This is a genomic window from Streptomyces sp. XD-27 (assembly GCF_030553055.1).
Lineage (GTDB): Bacteria > Actinomycetota > Actinomycetes > Streptomycetales > Streptomycetaceae > Streptomyces.
The window spans coordinates 4,913,720-4,938,205 of sequence record NZ_CP130713.1; the positions used below are offsets into that span (position 1 = coordinate 4,913,720).

At 71.4% G+C, this 24,486-nt stretch carries 21 protein-coding genes and 2 pseudogenes; 13 read left to right on the forward strand and 10 right to left on the reverse strand.

The genetic code is table 11. The features are described 5' to 3' along the window. Positions 1 to 27 precede the first annotated feature (27 nt). The 4 genes from Q3Y56_RS21310 to Q3Y56_RS21325 all read left to right on the forward strand — a co-directional run bounded on the left by Q3Y56_RS21310 (position 28) and on the right by Q3Y56_RS21325 (position 4,806). Positions 28 to 975, forward strand: coding sequence for an LLM class F420-dependent oxidoreductase (locus Q3Y56_RS21310; protein ID WP_304465716.1), 948 nt, complete (start codon positions 28 to 30; stop codon positions 973 to 975). Positions 976 to 1,053: 78 nt separating this feature from the next. Next, positions 1,054 to 1,839, forward strand: coding sequence for an SDR family NAD(P)-dependent oxidoreductase (locus Q3Y56_RS21315; RefSeq protein ID WP_304463457.1), 786 nt, complete (start codon positions 1,054 to 1,056; stop codon positions 1,837 to 1,839). A 54-nt stretch (positions 1,840 to 1,893) separates the two neighbouring features. Further along, positions 1,894 to 3,018: an LLM class flavin-dependent oxidoreductase gene (locus tag Q3Y56_RS21320; RefSeq protein WP_304463458.1), complete on the forward strand. Its 1,125-nt coding sequence runs from the start codon at positions 1,894 to 1,896 to the stop codon at positions 3,016 to 3,018. A gap of 45 nt (positions 3,019 to 3,063) precedes the next feature. After that, a complete protein-coding gene (locus tag Q3Y56_RS21325; protein ID WP_304463459.1) occupies positions 3,064 to 4,806 on the forward strand; it encodes an amidohydrolase family protein in 1,743 nt (580 codons plus the stop codon). A gap of 175 nt (positions 4,807 to 4,981) precedes the next feature. On the opposite strand, the pseudogene Q3Y56_RS21330 reads toward Q3Y56_RS21325, so the two are convergent. Further along, positions 4,982 to 6,528: pseudogene (locus tag Q3Y56_RS21330) on the reverse strand (CehA/McbA family metallohydrolase). A 179-nt stretch (positions 6,529 to 6,707) separates the two neighbouring features. On the opposite strand from Q3Y56_RS21330, the gene Q3Y56_RS21335 reads away from it, so the two are divergent. The 4 genes from Q3Y56_RS21335 to Q3Y56_RS21350 all read left to right on the forward strand — a co-directional run bounded on the left by Q3Y56_RS21335 (position 6,708) and on the right by Q3Y56_RS21350 (position 12,644). Next, positions 6,708 to 7,559, forward strand: coding sequence for a TIGR03619 family F420-dependent LLM class oxidoreductase (locus Q3Y56_RS21335; RefSeq protein ID WP_304463460.1), 852 nt, complete (start codon positions 6,708 to 6,710; stop codon positions 7,557 to 7,559). Between the two features lie 134 nt (positions 7,560 to 7,693). Then, on the forward strand, positions 7,694 to 10,285 hold the full coding sequence (locus Q3Y56_RS21340) for a bifunctional FO biosynthesis protein CofGH (RefSeq protein ID WP_304463461.1): 2,592 nt from the start codon (positions 7,694 to 7,696) through the stop codon (positions 10,283 to 10,285). Positions 10,286 to 10,603: 318 nt separating this feature from the next. Next, positions 10,604 to 11,206 carry an acyltransferase family protein gene (locus Q3Y56_RS21345; protein WP_304465717.1) on the forward strand — a complete coding sequence of 201 codons (603 nt, stop codon included), beginning with the start codon at positions 10,604 to 10,606 and terminating at the stop codon, positions 11,204 to 11,206. 415 nt (positions 11,207 to 11,621) lie between these two features. Next, entirely contained in the window at positions 11,622 to 12,644 is a 1,023-nt protein-coding gene (locus Q3Y56_RS21350; protein WP_304463462.1) for a serine hydrolase, read from the forward strand. 91 nt (positions 12,645 to 12,735) lie between these two features. On the opposite strand, the gene Q3Y56_RS21355 is transcribed toward Q3Y56_RS21350, so the two are convergent. Continuing rightward, positions 12,736 to 13,458, reverse strand: a complete 723-nt coding sequence (locus Q3Y56_RS21355; protein WP_304463463.1) for a DNA polymerase beta superfamily protein — start codon at positions 13,456 to 13,458, stop codon at positions 12,736 to 12,738. A gap of 67 nt (positions 13,459 to 13,525) precedes the next feature. Here Q3Y56_RS21355 and Q3Y56_RS21360 point away from each other — a divergent pair. Next, a pseudogene (locus tag Q3Y56_RS21360) lies at positions 13,526 to 13,819 on the forward strand (GNAT family N-acetyltransferase); the annotation flags it as partial. On the opposite strand, the gene Q3Y56_RS21365 reads toward Q3Y56_RS21360, so the two are convergent. Both Q3Y56_RS21365 and Q3Y56_RS21370 read right to left on the reverse strand, forming a co-directional pair. Continuing rightward, positions 13,799 to 14,194, reverse strand: coding sequence for a hypothetical protein (locus Q3Y56_RS21365; protein WP_304463464.1), 396 nt, complete (start codon positions 14,192 to 14,194; stop codon positions 13,799 to 13,801). The pseudogene Q3Y56_RS21360 and the gene Q3Y56_RS21365 sit on opposite strands and share 21 nt — an antisense overlap. 8 nt (positions 14,195 to 14,202) lie before the next feature. After that, positions 14,203 to 14,961 (reverse strand): hypothetical protein, encoded by a 759-nt coding sequence (locus Q3Y56_RS21370; protein ID WP_304463465.1) that lies wholly within the window; start codon positions 14,959 to 14,961, stop codon positions 14,203 to 14,205. Positions 14,962 to 15,234: 273 nt separating this feature from the next. Here Q3Y56_RS21370 and Q3Y56_RS21375 point away from each other — a divergent pair, with 273 nt between their 5' ends. Continuing rightward, a complete protein-coding gene (locus Q3Y56_RS21375) occupies positions 15,235 to 15,969 on the forward strand; it encodes a haloacid dehalogenase type II (RefSeq protein ID WP_304463466.1) in 735 nt (244 codons plus the stop codon). A gap of 64 nt (positions 15,970 to 16,033) precedes the next feature. Here Q3Y56_RS21375 and Q3Y56_RS21380 read toward each other — a convergent pair whose 3' ends face one another. From Q3Y56_RS21380 to Q3Y56_RS21395, 4 genes are all read right to left on the reverse strand, one after another. Next, positions 16,034 to 16,363 carry an NUDIX domain-containing protein gene (locus Q3Y56_RS21380; protein ID WP_369696862.1) on the reverse strand — a complete coding sequence of 110 codons (330 nt, stop codon included), beginning with the start codon at positions 16,361 to 16,363 and terminating at the stop codon, positions 16,034 to 16,036. Positions 16,364 to 16,614: 251 nt separating this feature from the next. Further along, a complete protein-coding gene (locus tag Q3Y56_RS21385; RefSeq protein WP_304463467.1) occupies positions 16,615 to 17,043 on the reverse strand; it encodes a hypothetical protein in 429 nt (142 codons plus the stop codon). Positions 17,044 to 17,246: 203 nt separating this feature from the next. After that, entirely contained in the window at positions 17,247 to 17,474 is a 228-nt protein-coding gene (locus tag Q3Y56_RS21390) for a DUF397 domain-containing protein (RefSeq protein WP_304463468.1), read from the reverse strand. Beyond that, positions 17,471 to 18,340, reverse strand: coding sequence for a helix-turn-helix transcriptional regulator (locus Q3Y56_RS21395; protein ID WP_304465719.1), 870 nt, complete (start codon positions 18,338 to 18,340; stop codon positions 17,471 to 17,473). Before Q3Y56_RS21395 ends, Q3Y56_RS21390 begins: the two co-directional genes overlap by 4 nt. Positions 18,341 to 18,833: 493 nt before the next feature. Between Q3Y56_RS21395 and Q3Y56_RS21400 the strand changes: the two genes are divergently transcribed. After that, a complete protein-coding gene (locus tag Q3Y56_RS21400; RefSeq protein ID WP_304463469.1) occupies positions 18,834 to 19,268 on the forward strand; it encodes a hypothetical protein in 435 nt (144 codons plus the stop codon). 353 nt (positions 19,269 to 19,621) lie between these two features. Then, entirely contained in the window at positions 19,622 to 20,290 is a 669-nt protein-coding gene (locus Q3Y56_RS21405) for a bifunctional 2-polyprenyl-6-hydroxyphenol methylase/3-demethylubiquinol 3-O-methyltransferase UbiG (RefSeq protein WP_304463470.1), read from the forward strand. Between the two features lie 36 nt (positions 20,291 to 20,326). On the opposite strand, the gene Q3Y56_RS21410 is transcribed toward Q3Y56_RS21405, so the two are convergent. Further along, positions 20,327 to 21,949, reverse strand: coding sequence for a transposase (locus tag Q3Y56_RS21410; RefSeq protein ID WP_304463471.1), 1,623 nt, complete (start codon positions 21,947 to 21,949; stop codon positions 20,327 to 20,329). A 351-nt stretch (positions 21,950 to 22,300) separates the two neighbouring features. Continuing rightward, on the reverse strand, positions 22,301 to 23,101 hold the full coding sequence (locus Q3Y56_RS21415) for an MBL fold metallo-hydrolase (RefSeq protein ID WP_304463472.1): 801 nt from the start codon (positions 23,099 to 23,101) through the stop codon (positions 22,301 to 22,303). Between the two features lie 235 nt (positions 23,102 to 23,336). Here Q3Y56_RS21415 and Q3Y56_RS21420 point away from each other — a divergent pair, with 235 nt between their 5' ends. Next, complete coding sequence (locus Q3Y56_RS21420; protein ID WP_304463473.1) at positions 23,337 to 24,461, forward strand: ADP-ribosylglycohydrolase family protein; 1,125 nt, start codon at positions 23,337 to 23,339, stop codon at positions 24,459 to 24,461. Positions 24,462 to 24,486: the final 25 nt, after the last annotated feature.

Below are 24,486 nucleotides of genomic sequence, written 5' to 3' on the forward strand. Positions count from 1 at the left end.
GGCAAGGGCGTTGATGGCGGCAGCGGCATACGGGTCCTGCCGCGGGGCCGGCTCAGCTACGGCATCCAGCTCCCCGTCCAGTCGCAGAGCACCCTTTACGCCGAGTCGTGGGAGGCCGGGGCCGGGCCCGCCGACCTGGTCGCCGTCGCCCGCGCGGCCGACCGCCTCGGCTTTGCGTACGTCGCCACCTGCGACCACGTGGCCGTGCCCCGGCGGCTGGCCGCCGCCATGAGCACCGTCTGGTATGACCCGGTGACCACCCTGGCGTATCTCGCCGCCGCGACCGAACGGGTGCGGCTGCTCAGCCATGTCGCGGTCGTCGCGCTGCGCCACCCGCTGGTCACCGCCAAGCAGTACGCGACCCTCGACCGGCTCTCCGGCGGGCGGCTGATCCTCGGTGTCGGCGCCGGGCACGTGGCCGAGGAGTTCGCGGCGCTGGGAGTGGACTTCGACCGGCGCGGACCGCTGCTGGACGAGACGATCGACGCGCTGAAGGCCGGGCTGGGGCCCGAGGAGTTCTGGGAGTTCCACGGCGAGAGCCTGGACGTCTCCGGCCTGGGGCAGGCGCCCCGCCCCGCCCAGCTGCCGCGGCCGCCGCTGTGGGTCGGCGGCTCCTCGCCCGCGGCGCTGCGCAGGGCGGCGGTGCGGGGTGACGGCTGGCTGCCGCAGGGGGACCCGCGGGACCGGCTGCCGGGGCTGATCGCCCGGCTGCGCGCCCTGCGCGAGCGGGCCGGGGTCACCGAGCCCGCCGAAATCGGTGCCATCGCCGAACCCGCTTACGTCGGGGAGCCCCGCTGGCGCGTCGGCCGCCGGACCCTGACCGGGCCGGGGGAGCGGATCGCGGAGAGCCTGCGCGCGTACCGGGCGATGGGCGTGGACCAGGTCCAGGTGCGGTTCCGCAGCCGCGGCCGCACCGAACTGACGGACCAGATGGCGGCGTTCGCCGCCGAGGTCGCCCCGCATCTGACCGACTAGGCCGCCTGCGGCGGGTCGTCTTCTTCTCCGCCCCGCCCGCCGGACGCGCCGCAGGACCACACCACCAGGGAGGCCATCGTGGGAAAACTCGACGGGCGCGTCATCCTCGTCACGGGCGCGGCCCGCGGCCAGGGTGCCGCGGAGGCACGGCTGTTCGCCGCGGAGGGGGCGCGGGTGGTGCTGACCGACGTCCTGGACGACCAGGGCGAGGCGCTGGCCGCGGAGCTCGGCCGGGACGCCGCCGCCTATGTCCATCTCGACGTCGGAACGGAGGACGGCTGGACGGCCGCCGTCGCCGCCGCCAAGGACGCCTTCGGCAGGATCGACGGACTGGTCAACAACGCGGGCGTGCTGCGGGTCAACGAGCTGGTCGACACCCCGCTGGCGGAGTTCGAGGCGGTGGTGCGGGTCAACCAGGTGGGCGCTTTCCTCGGCATGCGGGCGGTGGCCCCGGAGCTGATGGCCGCGGGCGGCGGGACCATCGTCAACACCGCCTCCTACGTCGCGCTGTCCGGCATGACCTTCCTGACCGCGTATGCCGCGACGAAGGCCGCCGTCGTCGGGATGACGCGGGTGGCCGCGATGGAGCTGGCCGGGCGCAACATCCGGGTCAACGCGATGTGCCCGGGAGCGGTGGACACGGCCATGACCAACCCGGCCCTGCTGGACCCGGACACCGATCCCGCCGAGGTGGCCGAGGCCGCTGACGGGCTCTACCGCAAGGTCGTGCCGCTCGCCCGGATCGGCCGCCCCGAGGAGGTCGCCCGGCTCGCGCTCTTCCTGTCCTGCGAGGACTCCTCGTACATCACCGGCCAGCCGTTCGTCATCGACGGCGGCTGGCTCGCGGGCGTCTCCGTCCTCTAGAATCTGACGCATCGTCAGATTGTCGAAGCGCCACCGCAACCTCCAGGAGCGGCCGTGGAATTCGGGATCTTTGTGCAGGGATACGTACCGGAGAGCCGGCGGCGGGCCGACCCGGAAGCCGAGCACCACGCGCTGATCGAGGAGACCGAGTACGTCATCCAGGCCGACCGGTCCGGCTTCAAGTACGCCTGGGCCTCCGAGCACCACTTCCTGGACGAGTACTCGCACCTGTCGGCCAACGACGTCTTCCTCGGCTATCTGGCGCACGCCACCGACCGCATCCACCTCGGCTCCGGGATCTTCAACCCGCTGCCGCAGGTCAACCACCCGGCCAAGGTCGCCGAGAAGGCCGCGATGCTCGACCATCTGTCCGGCGGGCGGTTCGAGTTCGGCACCGGGCGCGGCGCGGGCAGCCACGAGATCCTCGGCTTCCTGCCCGGCATCACCGACATGGACCGCACCAAGGAGATCTGGGAGGAGACGATCGCCGAGTTCCCCCGGATGTGGCTCCAGGAGGAGTACGAGGGGTTCTCGGGCGCCCACTGGTCGCTGCCCCGCCGCAAGGTGCTGCCCAAGCCGTACGGCCCCGCCCACCCCGCCATGTGGTACGCCGCCGGGTCGCCGTCCTCGTACGCCATGGCGGCCGAGAAGGGCCTCGGCGTGCTGGGGTTCAGCGTGCAGAAGGTCTCCGACATGGAGTGGGTGGTCGACTCGTACAAGACGGCGATCGAGCGGGCCCGGCCGGTCGGCCGCTTCGTCAACGACAACGTCATGGTGACCTCGACGGCGATCTGCGCCGAGACCCACGCGAAGGCCGTCGAGATCGCCGTCGGCGGCGGACTGCACTACCTCCAGTCGCTGCTCTTCCGCTACCACGACACCTTCCCGCGCCCCGACGGCATCCCCGAGTGGCCGCAGTTGCTCCCCGAGTACACCGAGGAGATCGTCGAGCTGCTGATCGCGGAGGAGCTGATGATCTGCGGCGACCCGGACGAGGTGTTCCGGCAGTGCGAGCGCTGGGAGCGGGCGGGTGCCGACCAGCTGTCCTTCGGGCTGCCGATCGGCATCGGCTACGAGGACACGCTGAACACCATCCGGCTGATCGGCGAGCACGTGATCCCGAAGATCGACACCGATCCGGTGCACCGGACGACCCGGTTCCGCCAGGCGGCGGGCTGACCGCCCACCCGAGAGGCTCGGACCGCGATGGAAGGGAGTGCCGTCATGCTCGACCACGTCATTCGAGGGGCGTCCCTGGTGGACGGGACGGGCGCGCCCGCGTACGACGCCGACGTGGGGCTGCGGGACGGGCGGATCGCGGCCCTCGGGCCCGCCGGCGCCGTCACGGAACCCGCCCGCACCACCGAGGACGCGACCGGGCTGGTGCTCGCGCCCGGCTTCGTCGACCCGCACACCCACTACGACGCCCAGCTGTTCTGGGACCCGTACGCCACCCCCTCGATGCACCACGGCGTCACCACCGTCGTCGGCGGCAACTGCGGCTTCACCCTCGCGCCGCTGCACCCGGACCGGCCCGAGGACGCCGACTACACCCGCCGCATGATGAGCAAGGTCGAGGGCATGTCGCTGGTGGCGCTGGAGCGGGGCGCCCCCTGGAACTGGTCCTCCTTCGGCGCCTACCTCGACGCCCTGGAGGGCCGGATCGCCGTCAACGCCGGGTTCATGGTCGGGCACTGCGCGCTGCGCCGCCATGCGATGGGGCCGGACGCCGTCGGCGGGCAGCCGGACCCCGCGCAACTGGAGCGGATGCTGGCGCTGCTGCACGAGGCCATGGACGCCGGGGCCTGGGGGCTGTCCACCACCCAGTCCGGCACCCACTCCGACGGTGACGGCCGCCCGGTCGCCTCCCGGTACGCGCGGCCGGAGGAGCTCATCGCGCTCGCGCGGGCGGTCGGCGAACACGAGGGGACGCAGCTGGAGGCCATCGTCGCCGGGTGCCTGGACCGGTTCGCGGACGAGGAGATCGACCTGCTGGTGGAGCTGACCGCCGCCGCCGGACGCCCGCTGAACTGGAACGTCCTCACCGTCGACGCCGCCGTGCCGGAACGGGTGCCGCGCCAGCTCGTGCCGAGCGAGCGGGCACGCAAGGCGGGCGGCCGGATCGTCGCGCTGACCATGCCGATCCTCACCCCCATGAACATGTCGCTGGGCACCTTCTGCGCGCTCAACCTCATCCCGGGCTGGGGCGAGGTGCTCGGGCTGCCCGTGCCGGAGCGGATCGCCCGGCTCCGCGACCCGCGGGTGCGGGCGGAGCTCCTGCGGCGGGCCCACGCCCCGGAGGCGGGGGTCTTCCGGCGGCTGGCGCACTTCGACCGGTACGTCATCGGCGACACCTACACGCCCGCCAACGCCGGGCTGACCGGCCGGGTCGTGGCCGACATCGCCGCCGAGCGCGGCCAGGACGCCTTCACCACCCTGGTCGAGATCTGCGCCGCCGACGAGCTGCGCACGGTGCTGTGGCCGATGCCGACCGACAACGATCCGGACAGCTGGGAGCTGCGGCGCCGCACCTGGGAGCACGAGGACGTGCTGCTGGGCGGCTCGGACGCCGGGGCGCACCTGGACCGGATGTGCGGGGCGCCGTACACCACGCGCTTCCTCGGCGACTGCCTGCGCGGACGCCGACTGGTCGGTCTCGAACGCGCCGTACGGATGCTCACCGACGACCCGGCGCGCCTGTTCGGGCTGCGCGAGCGCGGCCGGATCGCCCCCGGCCACCACGCCGACCTGGTGCTCTTCGACCCGGAGCGGATCGACGCGGGCCCGGCCACGCTGGTGCACGACCTGCCGGGCGGCGGCCCGCGGCTGGACTCGCGGGCGGTGGGCGTGGTGAGCGTGCGCGTGGGCGGCGTGGAGACCGTACGGGACGGCACGGTGACCGGCGCGACCCCGGGCCGGGTGCTGCGGTCCGGCCACGACACCGCGACCGTCGTCACCAGGGGCTGAGCCGGCGCGGCCCCTGGTCGTGCGGCCCGCGGCGGGCGAGCCGCGGGCCGCACCGCCGGACAGGCCGTGCGCCCGTGCGGCGGCGGCCGTACGCGCCGCCCACGGGCGGCATCCGGCCGGTGGCCTCGCCGTTACGACCCGGTCACCGCCCCTTGCCGCCCGCCCGAGGGCCCGGCTAAGCCTCGCCCAGGAAGATCGGGTTCGTCAGCGCGGTCATGGGGCCCGGTATTCCCGACGCGCCGCCGTCCGCCGCCGCGTGCCGTACCTCCGCGCGTACGTACGCCGCGTACGAGGCCGTGGTCCGCCACTCCACCGTGGCCGACCCGGACGGCGGCAGGGCCGAGGCGAACAGCTGGCCCTGGTCGGTGACGAAGCGCACCGAGCAGTCCGGCCCGACGCCGGAGACCTCCAGCCGGACCGTCACCGCCTCGCCCCGCCCGACCGCCAGCCGCTCGCCGATGCCCGCGTGCCGCCCCGGGCCGCCGGTCGCCGAGAACGCCAGTCGGACCGCCGCGGACTCCGCTATCCAGCACCGGCCGGCGCGGATGCCGTCCTGGATCGCCGTGCGCGACAGGTCGTCGGCGAGCACCACCGTCTGCGGCATCCCCACCACCTGCGGTTCCCGGTGGGCGTCGCTGTGGCCCACGGCCGGCAGCCAGCGGCCGCCCGAGCGGGCGGCGGCCACCAGGGTGTTGTCCCACTCCGCGATCGTCACCTCGTCATCGGGGTGAAGGTGCCGTTCCACACCTCGACCGCGTCGGCCTCGTTGAAGCCGAACTTCCAGTTGCAGCCGACGCAGGTGCCGTGCGGGTGCGCCGGGACGACCAGCCCGCCCGCCTGCCGGATCTTGCGCGCGTACCGCCCGAAGGCGTTGTCCCGGGCCCGGTAGCGCCAGTCGATGAAGACCCCGGGGTCGGTGCCGAGCGCCACCACGTGGCCGTTGCGTGTGGTGACCTCCTCGCCGGTGAGGATCAGCAGGTCGTCGCCCCACAGGCCCTCGAACGCGCCATGGCTGGAGGTGGTGTTGTGCTCGGTGGTGGTGATGAAGTCCAGCCCCGCGGCACGCGCCGCGGCCACCAGCTCCGCCGGGGTGCGTTTGCCGTCCGAGTACACCGTGTGCAGATGGCTGTCCCCGCGGTACCAGGCACGCCCCCGTCCCTTCGCCCGCTGCGGCGGATACACCGGCCTCGGGGTCTCGCCCTGTTCCCCGAACCGCAGCGTCACCGTCACCTCGTACGCCAGCCCCTGCGGCGCGACCGTGTACGGGCCGAGCACGACATGCCAGGTCCCCGCGTTCACCGGACCCGCCAGATACCCGGGCGTGGCCTCCTCCGCGCTGATCGAGAACGCCGTGCGGGCCCCGCCGGACCAGCCGCGGAAGCCGCGCCCGCCCAGCGCGGTGCCCCGCTCGTCGAATATCCCGATGTCGCAGGCGTTCCCCTGGGTCCCGGACGGCACGGTGGGCTTGTCGTACGTATAGGAGACGGCGATCTCCCGGACCCCGCGCGGCACCTCGACCGGCAGGTAGACGAAGTCCGGCGCCCCGGTCGGCAGATGCCCGCGGACCGTCCGCGTCTGCTCGTCCCCCGCCTCCGCCCCCGTTCCCGCCGTCGCATCCGCCCCGTCCCGGTCCTCGGCGTGGGCGAACGTCACCGGGTCGAGTGTCATCGCCCCCGCCGCACCCGCCAGAGCCGAAAGCCTCAGTACATCGCGTCGTCGCATCCGTGCCCCCAGAGTCGGAAGTGCCGCGTGACACCGTTGTACGCCCACCCGACGCGAAGCGAAACGCCTGTGGATAACCGGGTGACGGTGCGAGAACATGCCAGGGCCGGTGCGAGAACATGCACGCGACCAGCACCGAACCCGCTCCATCAGGTCCCTCGCGGAGGTGTCCACCCGGCATGCGGATCTCCACCACCGTCTTCCTCACCGACGAGACCATCCGGCCCGTCCGACTCGCCCACGAGCTGGAACAGCGCGGCTTCGCCGCCCTCTACCTCCCCGAACACACCCACATCCCCGTCAGCCGCGACACCCCCGCACCCGGCGGCGGACCGCTGCCCCGCGCCTACGGCCGCACCCTCGACTCCTTCGTCGCCCTCGCCCAGGCCGCCGCCGTCACCGACCGGATCGGCCTCGCCACCGGCATCACCCTCGTCGCGCAGCACGACCCCATCGCCCTCGCCAAGCGCGCCGCCACCCTCGACTTCGTCTCCGGCGGACGGTTCACCCTCGGCGTCGGCTTCGGCTGGAACGTGGAGGAGGCCGCCGACCACGGCGTCCACTGGCCCACCCGCCGCCGCCTCGTCCGCGACCGCATGTCCCTGATGCGGGCGCTGTGGGCCGCCGAGCCCACCGCCTACGAGGGGGAGTTCGGCTCCGTGAGCGCCAGCCACGCCCACCCCAAACCGGTACGGAACCGGCAGCCCGGCGACCGGCTCACCGGCCCCCGCACCCTCCTTGGGGGAGCGGCCGGGCCGGGGCTGTTCGCCGACATCGCGGCCCACGCCGACGGCTGGCTCCCCGTCGGCGGCCGCGGCCTGACCGAGGCCCTCCCGCGACTGCGCCGGACCTGGGCGGACGCCGGGCGCGACCCGGCGGCACCGGAGGTCGTCCCGTACGCCGTACTGCCGTCCCCGGGCAAGCTCGCGCACCTCCGCGACCTCGGCATCGCGGAGGTCGTGCTGCAACTCCCGTCCGGCGACGAGAACGAGGTCCTGCGGACGTTGGACGCGTACGCGCGGTACCTGTGACCGGGGGTGGGCCGGGGCTGTCGGGCCGTCGCGCCGCTATTCCCGGACAGGGCCAGGTCAGGCCGTGATCAGTCGCACAGATCCGGTGCCCCGGCGGAGCCGCCCCTGTCACAGCCCGCTCGTATCCTCGGAGGATGACCACGAGCGCGCAGGGACCCCGCCCGTCCGCCCCCACCGCCAACGCCATGCGGCGTGCGCTCAAACGCGCCCGTGACGGGGTGGCGCTCGACGTCGCCGAGGCCGCTGTGCTGCTCCAGGCGCGCGGCGCGGACCTGGCGGACCTGTGCGCGTCCGCGGCCCGGGTCCGGGACGCCGGGCTGGAGGCCGCGGGCCGACCCGGCGTCATCACGTACTCCAAGAGCGTCTTCATCCCGCTCACCCGCCTGTGCCGCGACAAGTGCCACTACTGCACCTTCGCGACCGTCCCCGGCAAGCTGCGCCGCGCGGGCCACGGAATGTTCATGTCCCCCGACGAGGTGCTGGCCATCGCCCGGCGCGGTGCCGAACTGGGCTGCAAAGAGGCGCTGATCACGCTCGGGGACAAGCCGGAGGAGCGTTGGCCCGAGGCGCGCGAGTGGCTGGAGGCCGAGGGGTACGACGACACCATCGCGTACGTACGGGCCGTCTCGATCCGGATCCTGGAGGAGACCGGCCTGCTGCCGCACCTCAACCCCGGCATCATGACCTGGACCGACTTCCAGCGGCTCAAGCCGGTCTCCCCCTCCATGGGGCTGATGCTGGAGACCACGGCGACCCGGCTGTGGAGCGAGCCCGGCGGGCCGCACTACGGCTCACCCGACAAGGAGCCCGCCGTCCGGCTGCGGCACCTGGAGGACGCGGGCCGCAGCTCCGTCCCCCTCACCAGCGGGCTGCTGATCGGGATCGGCGAGACGTACGAGGAGCGGGCCGAGTCGCTCTTCGCGCTGCGCCGCGTCTCCCGCGCGTACCACGGCATCCAGGAACTCATCATGCAGAACTTCCGCGCCAAGCCGGACACGGCGATGCGCGGAATGCCGGACGCGGAACTGGACGAACTCGTCGCCACCGTCGCCGTCGCCCGGCACATCATGGGCCCTTCCGCCTGCCTCCAGGCGCCGCCCAACCTGGTGGACGACGAGTACGCGCGGCTCATCGGCGCCGGCATCGACGACTGGGGCGGGGTCTCCCCGGTCACCCCGGACCACGTCAACCCCGAGCGGCCCTGGCCCCAGATCGAGGAGCTGGCCGAGCGCTCGGCCGCCGCCGGCTTCGAGCTGCGCGAACGCCTCTGCGTCTACCCGGAGTTCGTCCAGCGCGGCGAGCCCTGGCTGGACCCGCGCCTGCTGCCGCACGTCCGGGCCCTGGCCGACCCGGAGACGGGCCTCGCGCGCGAGGACGCCGTGGTCGAGGGCCACCCCTGGCAGGAGCCCGAGGACGTCTTCGTCGCCTCGGGCCGTACGGACCTGCACCACACCATCGACACCGAGGGCCGCACCGGCGACCGCCGCGACGACTTCGACGCGGTGTACGGCGACTGGGAGGCGCTGCGCGAGGCGGCGGCCCCGGGCATGGTTCCCGAGGCGATCGACGCCGATGTGAAGCAGGCCCTGGCCCAGGCCGCCGACGACCCCACCAAGCTCACCGACCCGCAGGCCCTGGCCCTGCTGCACGCCGAAGGGCCCGCGCTCGACGCCCTGTGCCGGATTGCCGACGACCTGCGCCGCGCCACCGTCGGCGACGACGTGACGTACATCGTCACGCGCAACATCAACTTCACCAACGTCTGCTACACCGGCTGCCGCTTCTGCGCGTTCGCCCAGCGCAGGACCGACGCCGACGCCTTCACCCTGTCCCTGAGCCAGGTCGCCGACCGCGCCCAGCAGGCGTGGGATGTGGGCGCCGTCGAGGTGTGCATGCAGGGCGGCATCCACCCGGACCTGCCCGGCACCGCGTACTTCGACATCGCGCGCGCGGTGAAGGAGCGCGTCCCGGGGATGCACGTCCACGCCTTCTCCCCGATGGAGGTGGTCAACGGCGCCACGCGCACCGGGATGTCCATCCGCGAGTGGCTGGCGGCGGCGAAGGAGGCGGGCCTGGACAGCATCCCGGGGACCGCCGCCGAGATCCTGGACGACGAGGTCCGCTGGGTCCTCACCAAGGGAAAGCTGCCGACGGCCACGTGGGTCGAGGTGGTGAAGACCGCCCACGACCTGGGCATTCGCTCCTCGTCGACCATGATGTACGGCCACGTGGACCAGCCCCGCCACTGGCTGGGCCACCTGCGCCTGCTCGCCGAGATCCAGCAGGAGACCGGCGGCTTCACGGAGTTCGTGACGCTGCCGTTCATCCACACCAACGCCCCGGTCTACCTGGCGGGCATCGCCCGCCCCGGCCCCACGACCCGCGACAACCGCGCGGTCACCGCGATGGCGCGGCTCCTCCTCCACCCGTACATCACCAACATCCAGACCAGCTGGGTGAAGCTCGGCGCGGACGGCGCGGCGGAGATGCTCCGCTCCGGAGCGAACGACCTGGGCGGCACGCTCATGGAGGAGACCATCTCCCGCATGGCGGGCTCGTCGTACGGCTCGTACCGCTCGATCCGGGACCTGATCGCCATCGCCGAGGCGGCGGGCCGCCCGGCCCGCCCCCGGACGACGACGTACGGCGAGGTCCCGGCCGAACGCCAACAGGCGGCACTGGCCTCGGACGGACACCTGCCGGAGCTGCTGCCGGTGCTCGACTGACGCCTGGTGGCTGGGAACCCGGATGCCGGTGCCGGACAGGAAGGGGGTGACGCCCCCTCCACCAGCCCAAGGTTGACGCTTTGCCAGACACCGCCATACGCGGCCACGCGCCGCGCACGACCGACCGCGCGCGCCCGGCGGCCTGCACGATCGACCGCGCGCGCCCGGCGGCCCTACCGTCCCGGCTGCCCTCGCTCACCGGCCTCCGTTGGATCGCGGCAGCGACGATCTTCGGTTACCACGTGATGCTGGAGTCCGGGTTCTTCGCCGACAAGCAGGCGCGGGGCGTTTTCGTCACCTTCCTGGCGGCGGCCGCGTATCACGTGGTGGTGGGCCACCGCTGCCGCCTGCGTCGCCGGCGTCATCTGCCTGCCCGTCGTCGCCACGTGGCGGAGCGAACCGACCGTTGGCGGCGACGCCTTCTACGCCGTCTACCAGTTCCCGCCCGCTCGTCTCCTGGAATTCGTGCTGGGCATGGTGCTGGCTCTCCTCGTACGGGACGGACGCTGGCGCGGCCCCGGGATCGTCTGCTCGACGGCGGTATGGGTGGCCGGGCTGCTCCTGACCCGGGAGATCGTCCGCGTCACCGACGAGCCCCTGCTCGCCTGCGCGGCCACCGGCATCGTCGGATGCGCCCTGCTCATCCCGGCGGCCGCCCGCGCCGACGCGGAAGGCTCCGTCTCGGTGTTCCGAACTCCGCGGCTGGTCCGGATGGGCGAGGTGTCCTTCGCGTTCTATCTGGTGCACGAACTGGTCCTTTTCACCGCCGTCACCCTGTTCGGCGGCCACCCCAGGCTCGCGACGACACCGGCGCTGGCACTCACCGCGGCCTGCTTCTGCACTGCCCTGGTGCTCGCGGTCCTGCTGCACGACCACGTGGAGAAGCCGTGTGTGCGGTTGTTGACGCGGAAGCGGCGGTGACGACGCTGACCACCCATCGCCGACCACCTTCATTGCGCGTGGTGGGGATAGCCCCACCACGTTTTGGGTGGGTGGGTCCATGGTCTCTGACATCACGCGCTGGTTGGCTTATCGGCAGGGGGCAACAGGCTCCGCCGGCCGATCCAGTCGGCCTTCGTACTCGTATCGGGGTGCACGGACCCGGCGAATAAAGGGACGAATGATGGCTACGTGTGGTTCAACCGGTCGTTGGGGGAGGAAGGGTCGAATCGGCGCCGTCCTGGTAACGGCCGCCATCGCTGCCGGGATCGCGGCACCGCAGGTGAGCGCCTTCGGCTCGGACACCGGTGAGCAGCGGGGATACGGACGGAGTGCACTTGAAGCGGACGTACGCGCGGTGAGGAAGGCGGGGGGAGACGTCAGTGTCCTGGCGGAAGTGGACACCGGCCTGGGGTCCGTACGAGCGAGAACCGGGGCCGCAGTGGCCGATGGCGGCAAGCAGGTACCGTGGGACGCCCAGTTCCGCGCGGCAAGTACGACAAAGACGTTCACCTCCACCGTCGCACTGCAGCTGGTCGCCGAGCGGAAGCTGTCACTGGAGGACACGGTCGAGAAGTGGCTGCCGGGAGTCGTTTCGGGCAACGGCAACGACGGCTCCAAGATCACGATCCGGGACTTGTTGCAGCAGACCAGCGGCGTATTCGACTACGTCGACGACCCCGACGTCGCCGGTTCCCTCTTCCGGGACTTCGAAAAGCACCGTTACGACACCACTGCGCCGCAACAGTGGGTGGCAACGGCCATGCGCCACCGCCCCCTCTTCACACCTGACCCCAAGCGCCCCCGTTGGGCCTACTCCAATACCAACTACCTCCTCGCCGCCATGGTCATCGAGAAGGCCGGCGGAGTCGCCTGGCGGGAGCAGGTCGAGCATCGCATCATCGCCCCACTCGGACTGCGGCACACCTACGTCGCTGGCGCAAACCCCTTCATGCCCGGCCCTCACGCACGTGTCACCCTTCGCACCCCCACCGGAGCAGCGCTGGACGTCACCGAACAGAGCCTCCAGCACACCGCCGACTCGGCTGTCATCAGTACCACCACGGACCTGAACACGTTCTTCCGTGCCCTGGTCACCGGCAAGCTCCTGCCCAAAGCCCAACTCGCCGAGATGCAGCACACCGTGGCACGCACCGGCGACGCCGACGACCTCACCGAATGGCCTCAGGGCGGCTACGGCCTCGGATTGCGCTGGGTTCCCCTCTCCTGCGGCAGCGGCTACTGGCACCACGAGGGCGACGGTTTCGGCTCGTACACCCGCACTGGCGTCACTCCCGACGGCCGTCGCTCCGTCGTCATCTCCATAACCAGCAACGGCAGCACCCCCGACCTCGCCCCCTTCAACACCACCACCCGCAAGCTCGTCGACAATGCCCTGTGCGACGCCGAGCGGCCATGAAGGTTCGTGGTCAACCTCGCACGGCGCGATTGGCCTTCGTCCATGCGGAGGCACGCCTCGACAGCGCCAGACCCCGCAGACGCGGGCACGCTCATGGTGCGTGCCCAGGCACCCGAGTAGCGTGCTCGCTGCGAAGAGACCGGCGGCGCACCGAGGCCAGCCAGGCCTCCACGCGCGCGGTGTCGGGCTCTTCGGGCAAGGGGCTCTGCGCGAGGGCCTGGTCCAGGCGTGTGGCGAGGTCGTCGCGCCAGGCGCAGACCTCGTCCCAGGACACTTCGCCTTGGCGCACCGCGAGCAGCCGGCCGCGGTGCGGCCCGACGTCGACCTGGACGGCGCCGCTCTCCAGGAGCGTGGCGCCGCTGAGCAACAGGCGCAGCAGGTGCATGACGTGCTTCCAGCGCGGCTCGCCCTCCCGCTCTCGCCGAGCCCGCGCCTTGGTGAACTGGGACTGCGCGTAGCGCGCGTAGGTCTGGTGGGCGCGGCGGGAGAGGAAGGCGGGCGCGAGTTCCCGCAGTTCGGCACCGAGCGGCGTGCACTGTTCGACGAGAGGACTGTGCAGGACTTCGAGAAGGTTGGGATTGGCGGACAGGGCCAGCTCGCAGAACCGCTCGACCTCCCAGCTGAACTGCTCGGGCAGCGGGCCCTCCACGTGGGGCGGCGGCTTGCCGAAGCGCCAGAAGTCCTCGGTGGGCGCGACGTACACCCCGCGCCGGTCGACATCCGACGCGGCGGTGGCGAGCCCGAACGCCCGCGATCCGACGACAACCGAGAGGATCGTGTGCCGCTCGACCAGGTGCTGATGCCGCTGTGACATGCGGATCATCTTCGGCGAGGCGGGGGTCGCGGGCCAGCGGATTTTCGTTGTGTATCCGGTGGTGCTGATCGCCACCCTGTGGCAGCTGGCCGTCCACCCCGCGTTGCAGTCATGCGGGATCGGTATGTTCCTCATCGGCGCCGCGGAGCGGCGGATCAGGCGCCGTGGTCTGCGGCATGCGGAGCTCGGCGTGGAGGAGGGCAACCCGCGGGCCCGGGCGCTGTACGAGCGGCTGGGGTACGTGGCGTACGACCGCCGACCCGACTCGTGGGACGAGCGAGCCCCGGACGGCTCGCTCGTCCGCTACGAGACGATGTGCATCCTGATGCGCAAACAGCTGTCAGCCGGTGAGGCCCACTGACACCAGGCCGCCTCCGGCGGCGACCGCGTACGCGAGGGCGCGCTGCCAGCCGGTGACCTCGGTCCGGTGGCCTCGGGAGGCCAGGACCATCACCGAGTTGGCGGCGAACGCCGGCAGGAGGATGCCGAACATCGCGAACGTGCCGACGGCGGGCAGCGTCAGGTCCACCCGCGTGACCGCGGCGGCGACCGCGACGGCCGCGGCGGCGATCCCGTACAGGAGACCCGACGCGCGCGTGAGGTCGTCCTCGCGCCTCGGGGCCGGGCCGCCGTTCTTGTGGTGCTTCCAGTGCCGCCGTTCGGTGCCGAAGCGGGCCAGCGCCATGACCGCCACCTCGACCACCAGGGCGATCACGGCGACATACTCAACCGTCATTCAGCACCTCACCTGGAGCAGGCGGCCGAGATGGCGCTGATGCCGATGAACGCCTTGACGGCCTCGCGCTCGTTGGAGCCGATCCGCTTGCCGTTGACGAACCGCCAGATGATGTTGGCGGTCTTCTTCGCACCGTACCGCTTGAACAGGGCCACGGCCCGGACGACCTTGATGCTGGATCCGGCCGGGACGAAGGAGAGGAGCACGCCTGCGACGGCCGCACTGCACTTGACGACGAACTTGGTCTCGTCCCACCAGCCGAACATGACGGCCGGGCGCTTCTCCCCGGAGGACTCGGCCAGCAGGGCGAGGGCCGTGCGGCGTACCGCGTCGTCGGCGAGGAGCGGGGTCAGCGCTGCCTGAGCCTGGGCGTCGCCGGGGTAGGCGGCCTGGACCGTCTGCTCGGCGGTCGGGTGCTCGGGCAGGGCCGCCAGCCGCTTGCGCAGGTCAGCGGTGTCGAGCGCGGGGCGGCTCAGGGCCACGTCCAGCGCCGCGGCGAACTGCTCCTCCGTCACGCCGAGTTGCGATATCCCCTTCGCGAACGCCGCGGCCTGCTGACGCTCCTCGGCAGTGAAGCCGGCGAGGCCGTCGTCGTCCGCCGACGGCGCGACCGGGGTGGTCGGGGCGGCCGCCGCCGGCTTAGGCGCGGGCTCGGCCGCGTGGGCGCCGGTGGTGGTGGCGAAGACGGCCCCGGCGGTGACGGTTGCGACGATCATCGCTGCGGTGCGGGTGAACACGTTGCGCGGCCTGGTCAAGGCGGTGCTCATGTGGGTGGTGCTCCCTGTATCTCTACACGCGTTCGGGCATGACAGTGCCGACGCCACTCCGGTCGGGAGTAAGGGGCGTCATGCCCGTTGGTCCTGATCATCTAAACCGATGTAGAAGATAGACCGCAAGAAACGGGACCAATGCTCACGCAAGCCGCGCGGGCCGTCCCTCATGGCCCCGGGGCAATCCCGTGTACCGACTTGGGGCATGATCGTTAAGGCGCCGGGCTCCCGCGGGGGCCGGTACGACGAGTCGAAGGGTGGGGACCGCTCATGGACGTTGATGCCGTCGTGTTCGATGTCTTCGGGACGCTGACCGACTGGCGGTCCAGCGTGGCCGACGAGCTGGCCGTCGTCGGGGAACGGGTCGGACTGCGTGCCGACTGGCCCGCCGTCGCCGACGCCTGGCGGCGCCGCTACCGCCCGGTCCTGGGCAGGGTCCTGAACGGAGAGCTGTCCTGGCGGCCGCTGGACGACCTGCACCGGCTCGCGCTCGACGAGGTGTTGGACGAGGGGTTGACCGAGGTGTCGACCGACCACGGGCGCAACGCCCTCGGCGAGGCCGAGCGAGGCAAGCTCGTGCGGGCCTGGCACCGGCTGCGGCCTTGGCCCGACGCCGTGCCCGGCTTGGAGCTGCTGCACAACACCCCGGTGGTCACCGCGACACTGTCCAACGGCGGGGTCGGCCTGCTCGCCCGCCTCGCCAAACAGGCCGGGCTCCGCTTCGACTGCGTCCTGTCGGCCGAGCTAGCCAGGTCCTACAAGCCCGACCCCGAGGTCTATCTGATGGCCGCCAGGTTGCTGGAGGTTGAGCCGCGACGGCTCCTCATGGTGGCCTGCCACCCTGACGATCTCGAAGCGGCGGCCAAGGCCGGGCTCCGCACCGCGTACATCCCGCGCCCGCTGGAGTGGGGCCCGAACGCCGACCGGGTCGACCCGCCTGCCGGCGTCGACCTCGTCGCCGACGATGTCATTGCCCTGGCCCGCGCGCTGGGCTCTCGCGGCTGACACCTGGCCTGGCGGCGAGCTGGGCCGAGGCAGGGAAAGGGGGCAACGAGCCGCCGGACACGCCTCAGGTGGCCTGGTGGTAGGCGATGGCCTCCCGGCACCACGGAGGTACGCGGAGTCGCGGGAGCACCGAGGCGGGGAACCAGTGGAGCATGATGCCCTCGGTGAGGGGGAGAGCGTGGGCGTCGCCGTCCCATCGGCCTTGGTAGACGGCGATGGGACCTTTGCCGAGGTGTTCGGCGTTCCGCTGCTGGACGGTGGTGAGCTCCGTCAGAGGGATGGAGAGGCCGGTCTCTTCCTTCACTTCTCGGGCGATGGCGTCGGCCAGTGGTTCGCCGGGTTCGGGGCGTCCGCCGATAGGGGTCCAATAGCCGGGCCAGCAGATGCCTTCGATGTGTCACGCAGGTGCAACAGGTATTCGCCCTGGCTGTCGGTGATGAGCGCGGACACCCCGGTGCCCGGTGTGTCATCTGGCGGTGCGAGACGGATGCCGGACATGTCCCGCCCCCGGACGACGACGTACGGCGAGGGCCCGGCGGAGCGGCAGGCGGCGGAGCTGCCGTCGGACGGGCGGCTGCCGGAGAGCTGCTGCCGGTGCTGGGGGACTGAGGCCGAGCCACCGCACGTCGCCGAAGGGGCTCCGGCTCAGGACACGAGCTCTTCAACGAGTTCGAAGGTCCATGCCTGGTACTGGGGCCCGTACTCGGGGGCGAGGGCCACGCGCGGCGGGAAGATCTTGAGCAGGCTCATACCCAGCCGCATCGGCGCACCCTCGACACCGATGATGAAGGAGTTCCGTCCCTTGTCGGGAATCAGGTTCCAGGCGCGCGGCTCAGGCAGCAGAATCGCCAGCTCGTGCATGTCCGGTTCGCCCTCGAAGCTCACGTACAGATTCGAGTCCCGGTCCTTGATGGAACAGCGCCCGTTGCCCCGGTTTTCCACGATCCAGTCCTGTGTGCTGCCCTCGCCGGGGGACAAGAGCACGAGCGGTCCGCCCGGGCTGCCGTCGAGGGAGGTGAGCAACTGCTCATTGGTGAATTGGATGCGGTAGATGCCGTCGGAAATGGCTGCCACGTAGGTGCCCTCCTTCGATCGGCGGCGACGTTGGCCCCGCCGTGATGTGATGGGGCCGCCATGCCGGGGGCCCCAAGCCACCTGGTTCCACCTTCCCCGGGCGTGTCAGCGGGTCCCGCGACCTGATTCACCTGATGAGACTACGACTGCGCCCCGCCCACGGCTCGGGCTGTGGACGGGGCGCGGCTGCACGTTCGACGGGGCTACAGGGCGCCTTCGATCACGGCCCTGCGGAAGGCGGTCCACTCCTCGGCGGTGTAGCGGAGGGCGGGGCGCTCGGGGTTCTTGGAGTCGCGGATGGCGACGGCGCCGCCGGGGAGGTCGGTGATCTCGACGCACTGATTGCCGCCGTCGCTGAACGGTGACTTGCGCCACTGGGCGGTGCTGAGGTCTATGGCGTAGAGATCGTCCTTACGACCGGTGCTGCTCACGTCGTGTTCCTCTCCAGGAGGTTCTTGATGGTCTCTCGCGAATCATCTACCGAAAGGGCTGCGGCGACGACCCGGTCGAACGCCGTCTCGAAGAGCTTCACGTCCTCGGTGCCCTCCACGAAGTAGCCGCCTCGGATGTTTTCGAGGTTGACCACGGTGGGCCATGGCTGCGGGAAGCGCACCACGTGGAAGAGCCCGAGCATCCCGGGGTGCGGGGTAGCGGCCAGCGGCATGATCTGGATGGTGATGTTCGGCAGGTCCGCCATGTCCAGTAGGTGACGGAGCTGCTCACGCATCAGGGACGGGTAGGAAGCGAAGCGCTGGTGCAGCGCAGCCTCGTGGATGACGGCCCACAGCTTCAGCGGCCGGCCTGGCTTGGTGAGAATGGCCTGGCGGGTCTTTCGGATCTCGGCGAGGGCGACCACTTCCTCCGGAGTGTGGGTCATGGCGGTCGCGGCGATGATCTCCCGCGCGTACGCCCCAGTCTGTAACAGGCCGGGAATGAGGCCCGGTGCGTAGATGTGCGTGCTCTCGGCGTCGGACTCCAAAGTCAGGTAGTCCTTGTACGAAAGGCCCACGACATCGCCGTACGCGTGCCACCAGCCCTGCTTCCCCGCATCCTTGGCCAGGGCTTCCAGCTTCGCGACGACATCGGGATCTGTCACGCCGTACAGCTTCAACAGCGGCGCGATGTCCTGCGGGCGCATGCGCGCCTTGGCGCCCTCGATGCGGGACATCTTGCTCTCGTCCCAGCCCATCGCGCGACCGGCACTGTCCTGGCTCATCCCCGCGCTGGTGCGGTAGGTGCGCAGAGCATCACCGAGTCGGCGCCTGCGAACTGTTGGTACTGCTCGAACATTCGGCATGGTGCGTTTTAACACCTCCAAGGTGAATGAGATAACCCCGTGGGTGCAGCTTGGCAGCCCCCTGGTTTCCATGTCGATAGAACAGAGGTTCCTTGTCATGTGAATTCCGGTTACAGACTTGCCCGTTCGAATTCGGGACGGGCATTCTGCCTGGGCAGGGCCGTGATTGGCCGTCGGTTGTCGATTGCCGGTGGCGGTCACGCATGGGCTCACGACCCGGAGATGGTCATGCCAAAACAAACTCCCCAGGAAGACTCACCCCGCCCCCCGTTCCGCATCGGTGACCGCGTACGCGGCCTCTCCTACGTGGACCCTGAACGGCTCCGCTGGGAGCGCCCCGAGCCCTTCGAGGGCGTCGTGGTCCAAGTCGGCAGCGGTTGGGCGGGGGTTGATGCCGACCATGCCTACGTGTGGTCGCGCTTAGCGGACCACACTGAACGCAAGTCGCTGGTGGTGGAGACGGAACTGATGCAACGAGCCGAGGAGTGCCGCGATGGATCGCACCATCATCAAGGGCGCTGAGTGGATGATGAGCCCCGAGACCGCCGAAGGGGCACCACAGGGGATCTACGGCGCGCAGTGTCTGGCATGCGCGGAAGAGTCCGGCCTGGTGGACGACGACTCGCGCCCCGTCGGCGTATGGGCCATCGCGCATACCAGGGACCACCCCACACACCAGCAGTTCCTTGTCAGGACCGAGCGGCACTGGAGGGTCGACCCCACCCCGGCCGTCCAGGCTGGTGGTCCGGCCGTTGCCTGCGAAGCAGCGCCAGGAGCACGTGTCCATGCGAAGCCGCGCCCTTTACGGTTACGCCCAGCGGTGAGTTCGGCCCTACGCCGTGTCGTGGCCTACTCGGGACTGCTCTTCCTTGTCGGGCTGGCTGTCTCGTGCGGCGTGGTCATCGGCATGACGCTCGCCACGGCATAGAGGAATCAGCCACGCAGGCCCGTCGCCGCAGCCAGTTCGCGGACACCGCTCGCGCGAAGATGCCGGGCCGCTTGAGACGCTTCACGGATCATGGTCACTGCCTGATCGCGGTCTCCGGCTCGGGCCGCCGTGTACGAAGCCGTGCACAGCATCTGTGCGTATGCCGACGCCTGAGCCCGGGGTCGCCAAGCCGGTCGCTTCCACTCTGCTCGCCACCTCCTAGATGCCCGAGCCGCTGTGCTCGGTGAACCGGGCGGATGACATCGCGTTGTCCGGCGGCGGCTATGCGAGGGCGGTGGGTACGGTGTCCAGCCTGTCGGACGTCTCGCCCCTGCTCACTTCGAAGAAGCCGCATGTCCCGCTCAGCGCGCAACCTCCCCGAATACTGGGACACGTATAAGCCCCACAGAGGTGATGGCGAGCCACCGGCACCGGAGGCCGACGGGTTCGAGTGGACGCAGCACCCCGGCCACGGGCCTGGTGAGGAGTTCCTCGGTTGGCCGCGTACCGCGCTGGAACTCGGTTCCGCAGAGAGCAAGGAAGCCGTCTTCCTCGCCCGCAAGGGCATCGAGGTGACCGCGTTGGACTTCTCCGCCTCTCAGGCGGAGCGGGCCCGCACGTGGTGGAACGGCACGGATCGTCTGGCGTTCGTCCACGCGGAGGCGTGCGAGTACCTCGCGGCCACCGAGACGACGTACGACGCCATCTACTCCGTCTGGGGAGCCGTCTGGTTCACCGACCCTGACGACCTCATCCCGCTCGTCGTCAAGTCCCTCAACCCGGGTGGTGTGTTCGCGTTCAGCCAGGCCGAGCCGATCGAGGGCCACTACGGCGCCCAGGCGATGTACGGCAACGGGCTCTCCGGCCGCAAACTCACCGTACTCCGCTGGAACTACGCCCCCGAGACGTGGGCAGACATCCTTAAGCGCAACGGGTTCACGCAGGTCGACGCTCACGTCCTGGAAGCGCCGGACCCCGCAGACGTGGGCACGCTCATGGTGCGCGCACAGGCACCCGAGTAAGGCCCAGTGGCGTGCGCCACAACAGAACGACCGTTCCTAAAGACTGAGCATGAGTTGCACATGCTCAGCCGCGTGCCCCGAACGGTGTTGGGCACACTGGTCTCCCGCGTTCGCTCCGCATCCGGCGCCGACGGATCGTGTCCGTGGTCCGGGGATGCGGGGGCGGGTTCCCTCACGCCCCAAGGTGCCCGGCCTGGCCTGGACGGTCCGATGCCCCTGCTCATCGCTCCGGTGAGCAGGGGGCGGTGTCGTCCGTCGCCGGATCGGGTGCCCCAGGGCGCGTCGTCCGATCGCGATGCTCGCCGCGTCGTGACCGGTGGTCTTGCGGTTGTTGCTGGTGAGTGGCTTCTGCCAGTGCTGTGCGCCCCAGCGGCTGGTGTAGGCGGGGTCGACGGCGATGATGGCGATGCTGGTGGCGTCGGCCATCGAGGTCAGCCGGGCGCGCAGCTTGGCGGTGGGGAAGCGTGAGATGAGGCGCCGGAACTGCTTGCGTCTGCCGTGCTTCTCCCGGGTGGTCTCGGCGGTGAAGTCCAGGTCCTCGACCGCTATGGCCTTCACGCCGACCCCACGGGCCCAGCGCAGTAGGCCTGTGAGGGCGTGCCGGATCTGTGCGTCGCGGTGCTGGGCGGTGCCGGTCAGGTCGTAGGGGAAGCGTCGGGGGTGGCCGATCGGGTTGCCGTGGGTGTCCAGGTGCCAGGCGGCGAGGTGGTCGTTGTTGGCGTCCACGCCGATGCAGCCGTGTGCGAGCGCGGTATGGAGCGGGATGATGGGGGCGGGCTGGTAGCGCCAGGAAGCGGTGAGGTACCAGCGGTCCCTGGCGGTGTCGTAGCTGATCGTGTATGCCACTGCCCGGTCGGCGGCGATACGGTCGGCCCACTCCCGGCCCCGATGGGCGAAGGCGACCGTGCGGCCGAGCACGTACCGGCCCTGTGGGCCGTTGGCCAGGTGGGCGAGCGGCGCGGGGAGCTTGATGGACACCTGCCCGTCGCCGGTGACGCGGATCGTCTCGTTCCCGTACCGCTTGCCCGACTCCCCATCCGCGTGGAGGAACATCCGCGCGGCGTCCCACCGCTGCCGCCACTGGCCCTCGGTGAGCCGTGCGGGCTCCAGGTGGTGGCGGGAGTTGGCCAGGCGCTTGCCGCCACGCACCACCCGCACCCGGCCCGCCTCCCAGTCCGCCACCGCACGGGCCAGCCTGTCCTCAAGTACCCGCAGCCGCCGGGACTTGGCATGCCATTCCTGCTGTGACCGGTAGCCGCCCGGAGCCCTCCTGCTACCCCTGGCCCCGATGGGGAGTGACAGGCGGCACCGCACGGTGGCGACCCCCGCGCGCAGCTTGTGGATGTGCGCGGCCAGGCCACGCCGGGCCAGGGCCCACTGGTCATGCGACGCCTTGGTGATGCTGCCCGCCCACCGCGACGACGACACGGACGTCAGTGCACGCTTCCGCGCTGCCCAGGTGTCCTTGCCGTGGCCCAGGCCATCGCGGCAGCGCGCGGCCAGATCCCGCGACGCCAGCGAGCCCAGATATCGGCCGACCTCCCACAGGACCGCCGCCTCGGCGGCGTCCACCCGCAGACGGGTACGGACAGCCACCCCTGACGGACCCGGGACGACGAAGGGTTCGGCGATGGCACGCAGCCCCGATGCCCCGCCCACGACCACCACCCCCGTCTCCGATCGATCCGGTGTACGTGCATCGCAAACATCAACGACCGACACGTGTCCAGGACACGCCCCCGCCCCACGCCCGCCTCGATCACCGGCAATCCGCAACCCCGTCGTTGGTAAGTGCGCTGTGTGCCGGGCGCCCGGCCGGGCCGAAGCGCTTCCCGGTGGTGTGTGCCGGGAGTGCCGTGGCGAGGCGGCCGGTCCGTACCCGGCGTCCGGTGGCCCGGCCGCCGTCGACGTGCACCGGTACGCGGCGGGCATCCGGGCCGGGATGCGGTCGCGCCCCAAGGAATTGCCCGACCGCCGCCGCGCCGATGCCCGCCTCCGTTCGGCGACGGTCTAGGCGATGGTGAACGTGGTGCCCGGCGCCGCGTAGTCGATCGGGCCGTCGTAGCGCTTCGCGGCGCGGGACACCGCTTCCTCCGGCGTGAGGAAGGGGCCGACGTGCGTGACGATCAGGCGCCCGGCGCGGGCGGAACGTGCCGTCTGCCCGGTGTCCTCGGGAGTGTGGTGGACCTGTTCGCCGTCGTCGGGGGCGGCGGCGCTCTCCGCCTCGCAGAGCAGGACGTCGCAGTCCTCCGCCAGGCTCGTCAGGTTCGCGCAGGGGGCCGTGTCGCCGGAGTAGACGAGGGAGGCGCCGCCCGCCTCGGCGCCGTCCTCCTCGGCGTGGCCCGCCTCGATACGCACCGAGAAGGCCGGGATTCCGTGGGCGACCGTCCTCGTGGTCAGCGTGAGGTCGCCGACCTGCGCGCGGTGCCCGTCGTGCAGTTCGTGGACGGCGAAGGCCGACTCGATGGGGCTGCGTACCGGCGTGTTGGTGAGGAAGTGCGCCAGCCGGTCGGCGATGCCCGGCGGGCCGTACAGGGGGATGGGCGCCGCGAGTTCCACATCGGCGTACAGGGCGCCGTAGTAGGCGGTGAGCAGATCCGCGCTGTGGTCGGCGTGCAGGTGGGAGATCCAGATACCGCCGAGCCGGTCCAGGGCGGTGTGCCGCCGCAGCGCGGCCAGGGTCCCGGGGCCGGCGTCCAGCCACAGCCTGGTCTCCGCGGTCGACACCAGATAGCCGGAGCACGGGTTCTCCGGCGCGGGGTAGGGCGTGGCGCTGCCGAGAACGGTGAGGTCGAAGGCGTGGCGTGTCATCGTCGCAGCCTAGGGTCCGCGCGGTGGTCCGCGTCCATGGCCTCGTTCACATTCCCACTGGCATCCGCGGGCCGGCTCGCGTGATCATCTCGTTCACATTCCCCTTGGGCATCCGCGGCGGCCCGCGTGATGACCTCGTTCACATTCACGGCTGGGCCGTAGCGCGTTCTCCTCGGTCGATTACAGTGCACGCCAGTTTGAGTCCGTACGAAGCGCTACGGAGAGGAGCGGGGTCGTGACCGCAAGCGCCGGCGCTGCGGCCGCCGTGTGGGGCCGTGCCGAACAGCAGGATTTCCGCAGCCGGGTGCGCGGCTGTCTGCTCGGCGGGGCCATCGGGGACGCGCTCGGCGCGGCGATCGAGTTCCTCTCGCTCGCCGACATCCGGCAGAACCACGGGCCCACGGGCGTCACCGACCTCGTCCCGGCGTATGGAAGGCGCGGCAGCGTCACCGACGACACGCAGATGACGCTGTTCACCGTCGACGGGCTGATACGGGCCCAGGTGCGGCGCGACACCGGGGCCTGGCATCCGCCCACCGACATCCACTCCGCGCACCGCCGCTGGTACGCCACGCAGCGCGACTGGGGGCCCGACGAGCGCAAAGAGGACGACGGCTGGCTGGCGCGCGAGGAGTGGCTGTACGCGCAGCGCGCGCCCGGCCGGGCCTGTCTGTCCGGGTTGGCCGACGCGACCATGGGCACCCTCGACAGCCCCAAGAACCCCGAGTCCAAGGGGTGCGGCGCGGTCATGCGGTCCGCGCCCTTCGGGCTGCTGGTGGGCTGGGAGCCCCAGTTGGTCTTCCAGCTGGCGATCGAGTGCGCGGCCCAGACCCACGGGCACCCCACCGGGTACCTCTCGGCCGGTGCCTTCGCCCTCATCGTGCACGGGCTCGCGCGCGGCGATGACCTCGACGGTTCCGTACAGCGCGCCCTGGTCCATCTCGCGACCCGGCCGGGGCACGAGGAGACGGCGGACGCGCTCAAGCACGCGCTCGGCGCCGTACGGCAGGGGCTGCCGACGCCCGAGCGGGTGGAGTCCCTCGGCGAGGGCTGGACGGGGGACGAGGCGCTGGCCATGGGCGTGTACTGCGCGCTGGTCGCCGAGGACGTACGCCACGGTCTGCTGCTCGCCGTCAACCACGGCGGGGACAGCGACTCCACCGGCTCCATCTGCGGCAATCTGCTGGGCGCGCTGCACGGCGAGACCGCGCTGCCGCCGGCCTGGCTGGCCGAGGTGGAGGGGCGCGCCACGATCCTGGAGCTGGCCGACGACTTCGCGATGGAGATGACCCAGGGGCCGGCGCTGCACGGCCCGGCGTCCTCCGCCCCGGCCTGGCTGGCCCGCTACCCGCGCGCCTGATCCGCCTTCCTGGCCTGGGCGGCGG

What these genes read in the sequence shown, in the direction of transcription:
- Q3Y56_RS21325 (WP_304463459.1), top strand. Translation starts at nt 3,064, where the DNA reads ATGCTCGACCACGTCATTCGAGGGGCGTCCCTGGTGGACGGGACGGGC.
- Q3Y56_RS21335 (WP_304463460.1), top strand. Translation starts at nt 6,708, where the DNA reads ATGCGGATCTCCACCACCGTCTTCCTCACCGACGAGACCATCCGGCCC.
- Q3Y56_RS21340 (WP_304463461.1), top strand. Translation starts at nt 7,694, where the DNA reads ATGACCACGAGCGCGCAGGGACCCCGCCCGTCCGCCCCCACCGCCAAC.
- Q3Y56_RS21355 (WP_304463463.1), bottom strand. Translation starts at nt 13,458, where the DNA reads ATGTCACAGCGGCATCAGCACCTGGTCGAGCGGCACACGATCCTCTCG.
- Q3Y56_RS21365 (WP_304463464.1), bottom strand. Translation starts at nt 14,194, where the DNA reads ATGACGGTTGAGTATGTCGCCGTGATCGCCCTGGTGGTCGAGGTGGCG.
- Q3Y56_RS21370 (WP_304463465.1), bottom strand. Translation starts at nt 14,961, where the DNA reads ATGAGCACCGCCTTGACCAGGCCGCGCAACGTGTTCACCCGCACCGCA.
- Q3Y56_RS21375 (WP_304463466.1), top strand. Translation starts at nt 15,235, where the DNA reads ATGGACGTTGATGCCGTCGTGTTCGATGTCTTCGGGACGCTGACCGAC.
- Q3Y56_RS21395 (WP_304465719.1), bottom strand. Translation starts at nt 18,340, where the DNA reads ATGCCGAATGTTCGAGCAGTACCAACAGTTCGCAGGCGCCGACTCGGT.
- Q3Y56_RS21400 (WP_304463469.1), top strand. Translation starts at nt 18,834, where the DNA reads ATGGATCGCACCATCATCAAGGGCGCTGAGTGGATGATGAGCCCCGAG.
- Q3Y56_RS21405 (WP_304463470.1), top strand. Translation starts at nt 19,622, where the DNA reads ATGTCCCGCTCAGCGCGCAACCTCCCCGAATACTGGGACACGTATAAG.
- Q3Y56_RS21415 (WP_304463472.1), bottom strand. Translation starts at nt 23,101, where the DNA reads ATGACACGCCACGCCTTCGACCTCACCGTTCTCGGCAGCGCCACGCCC.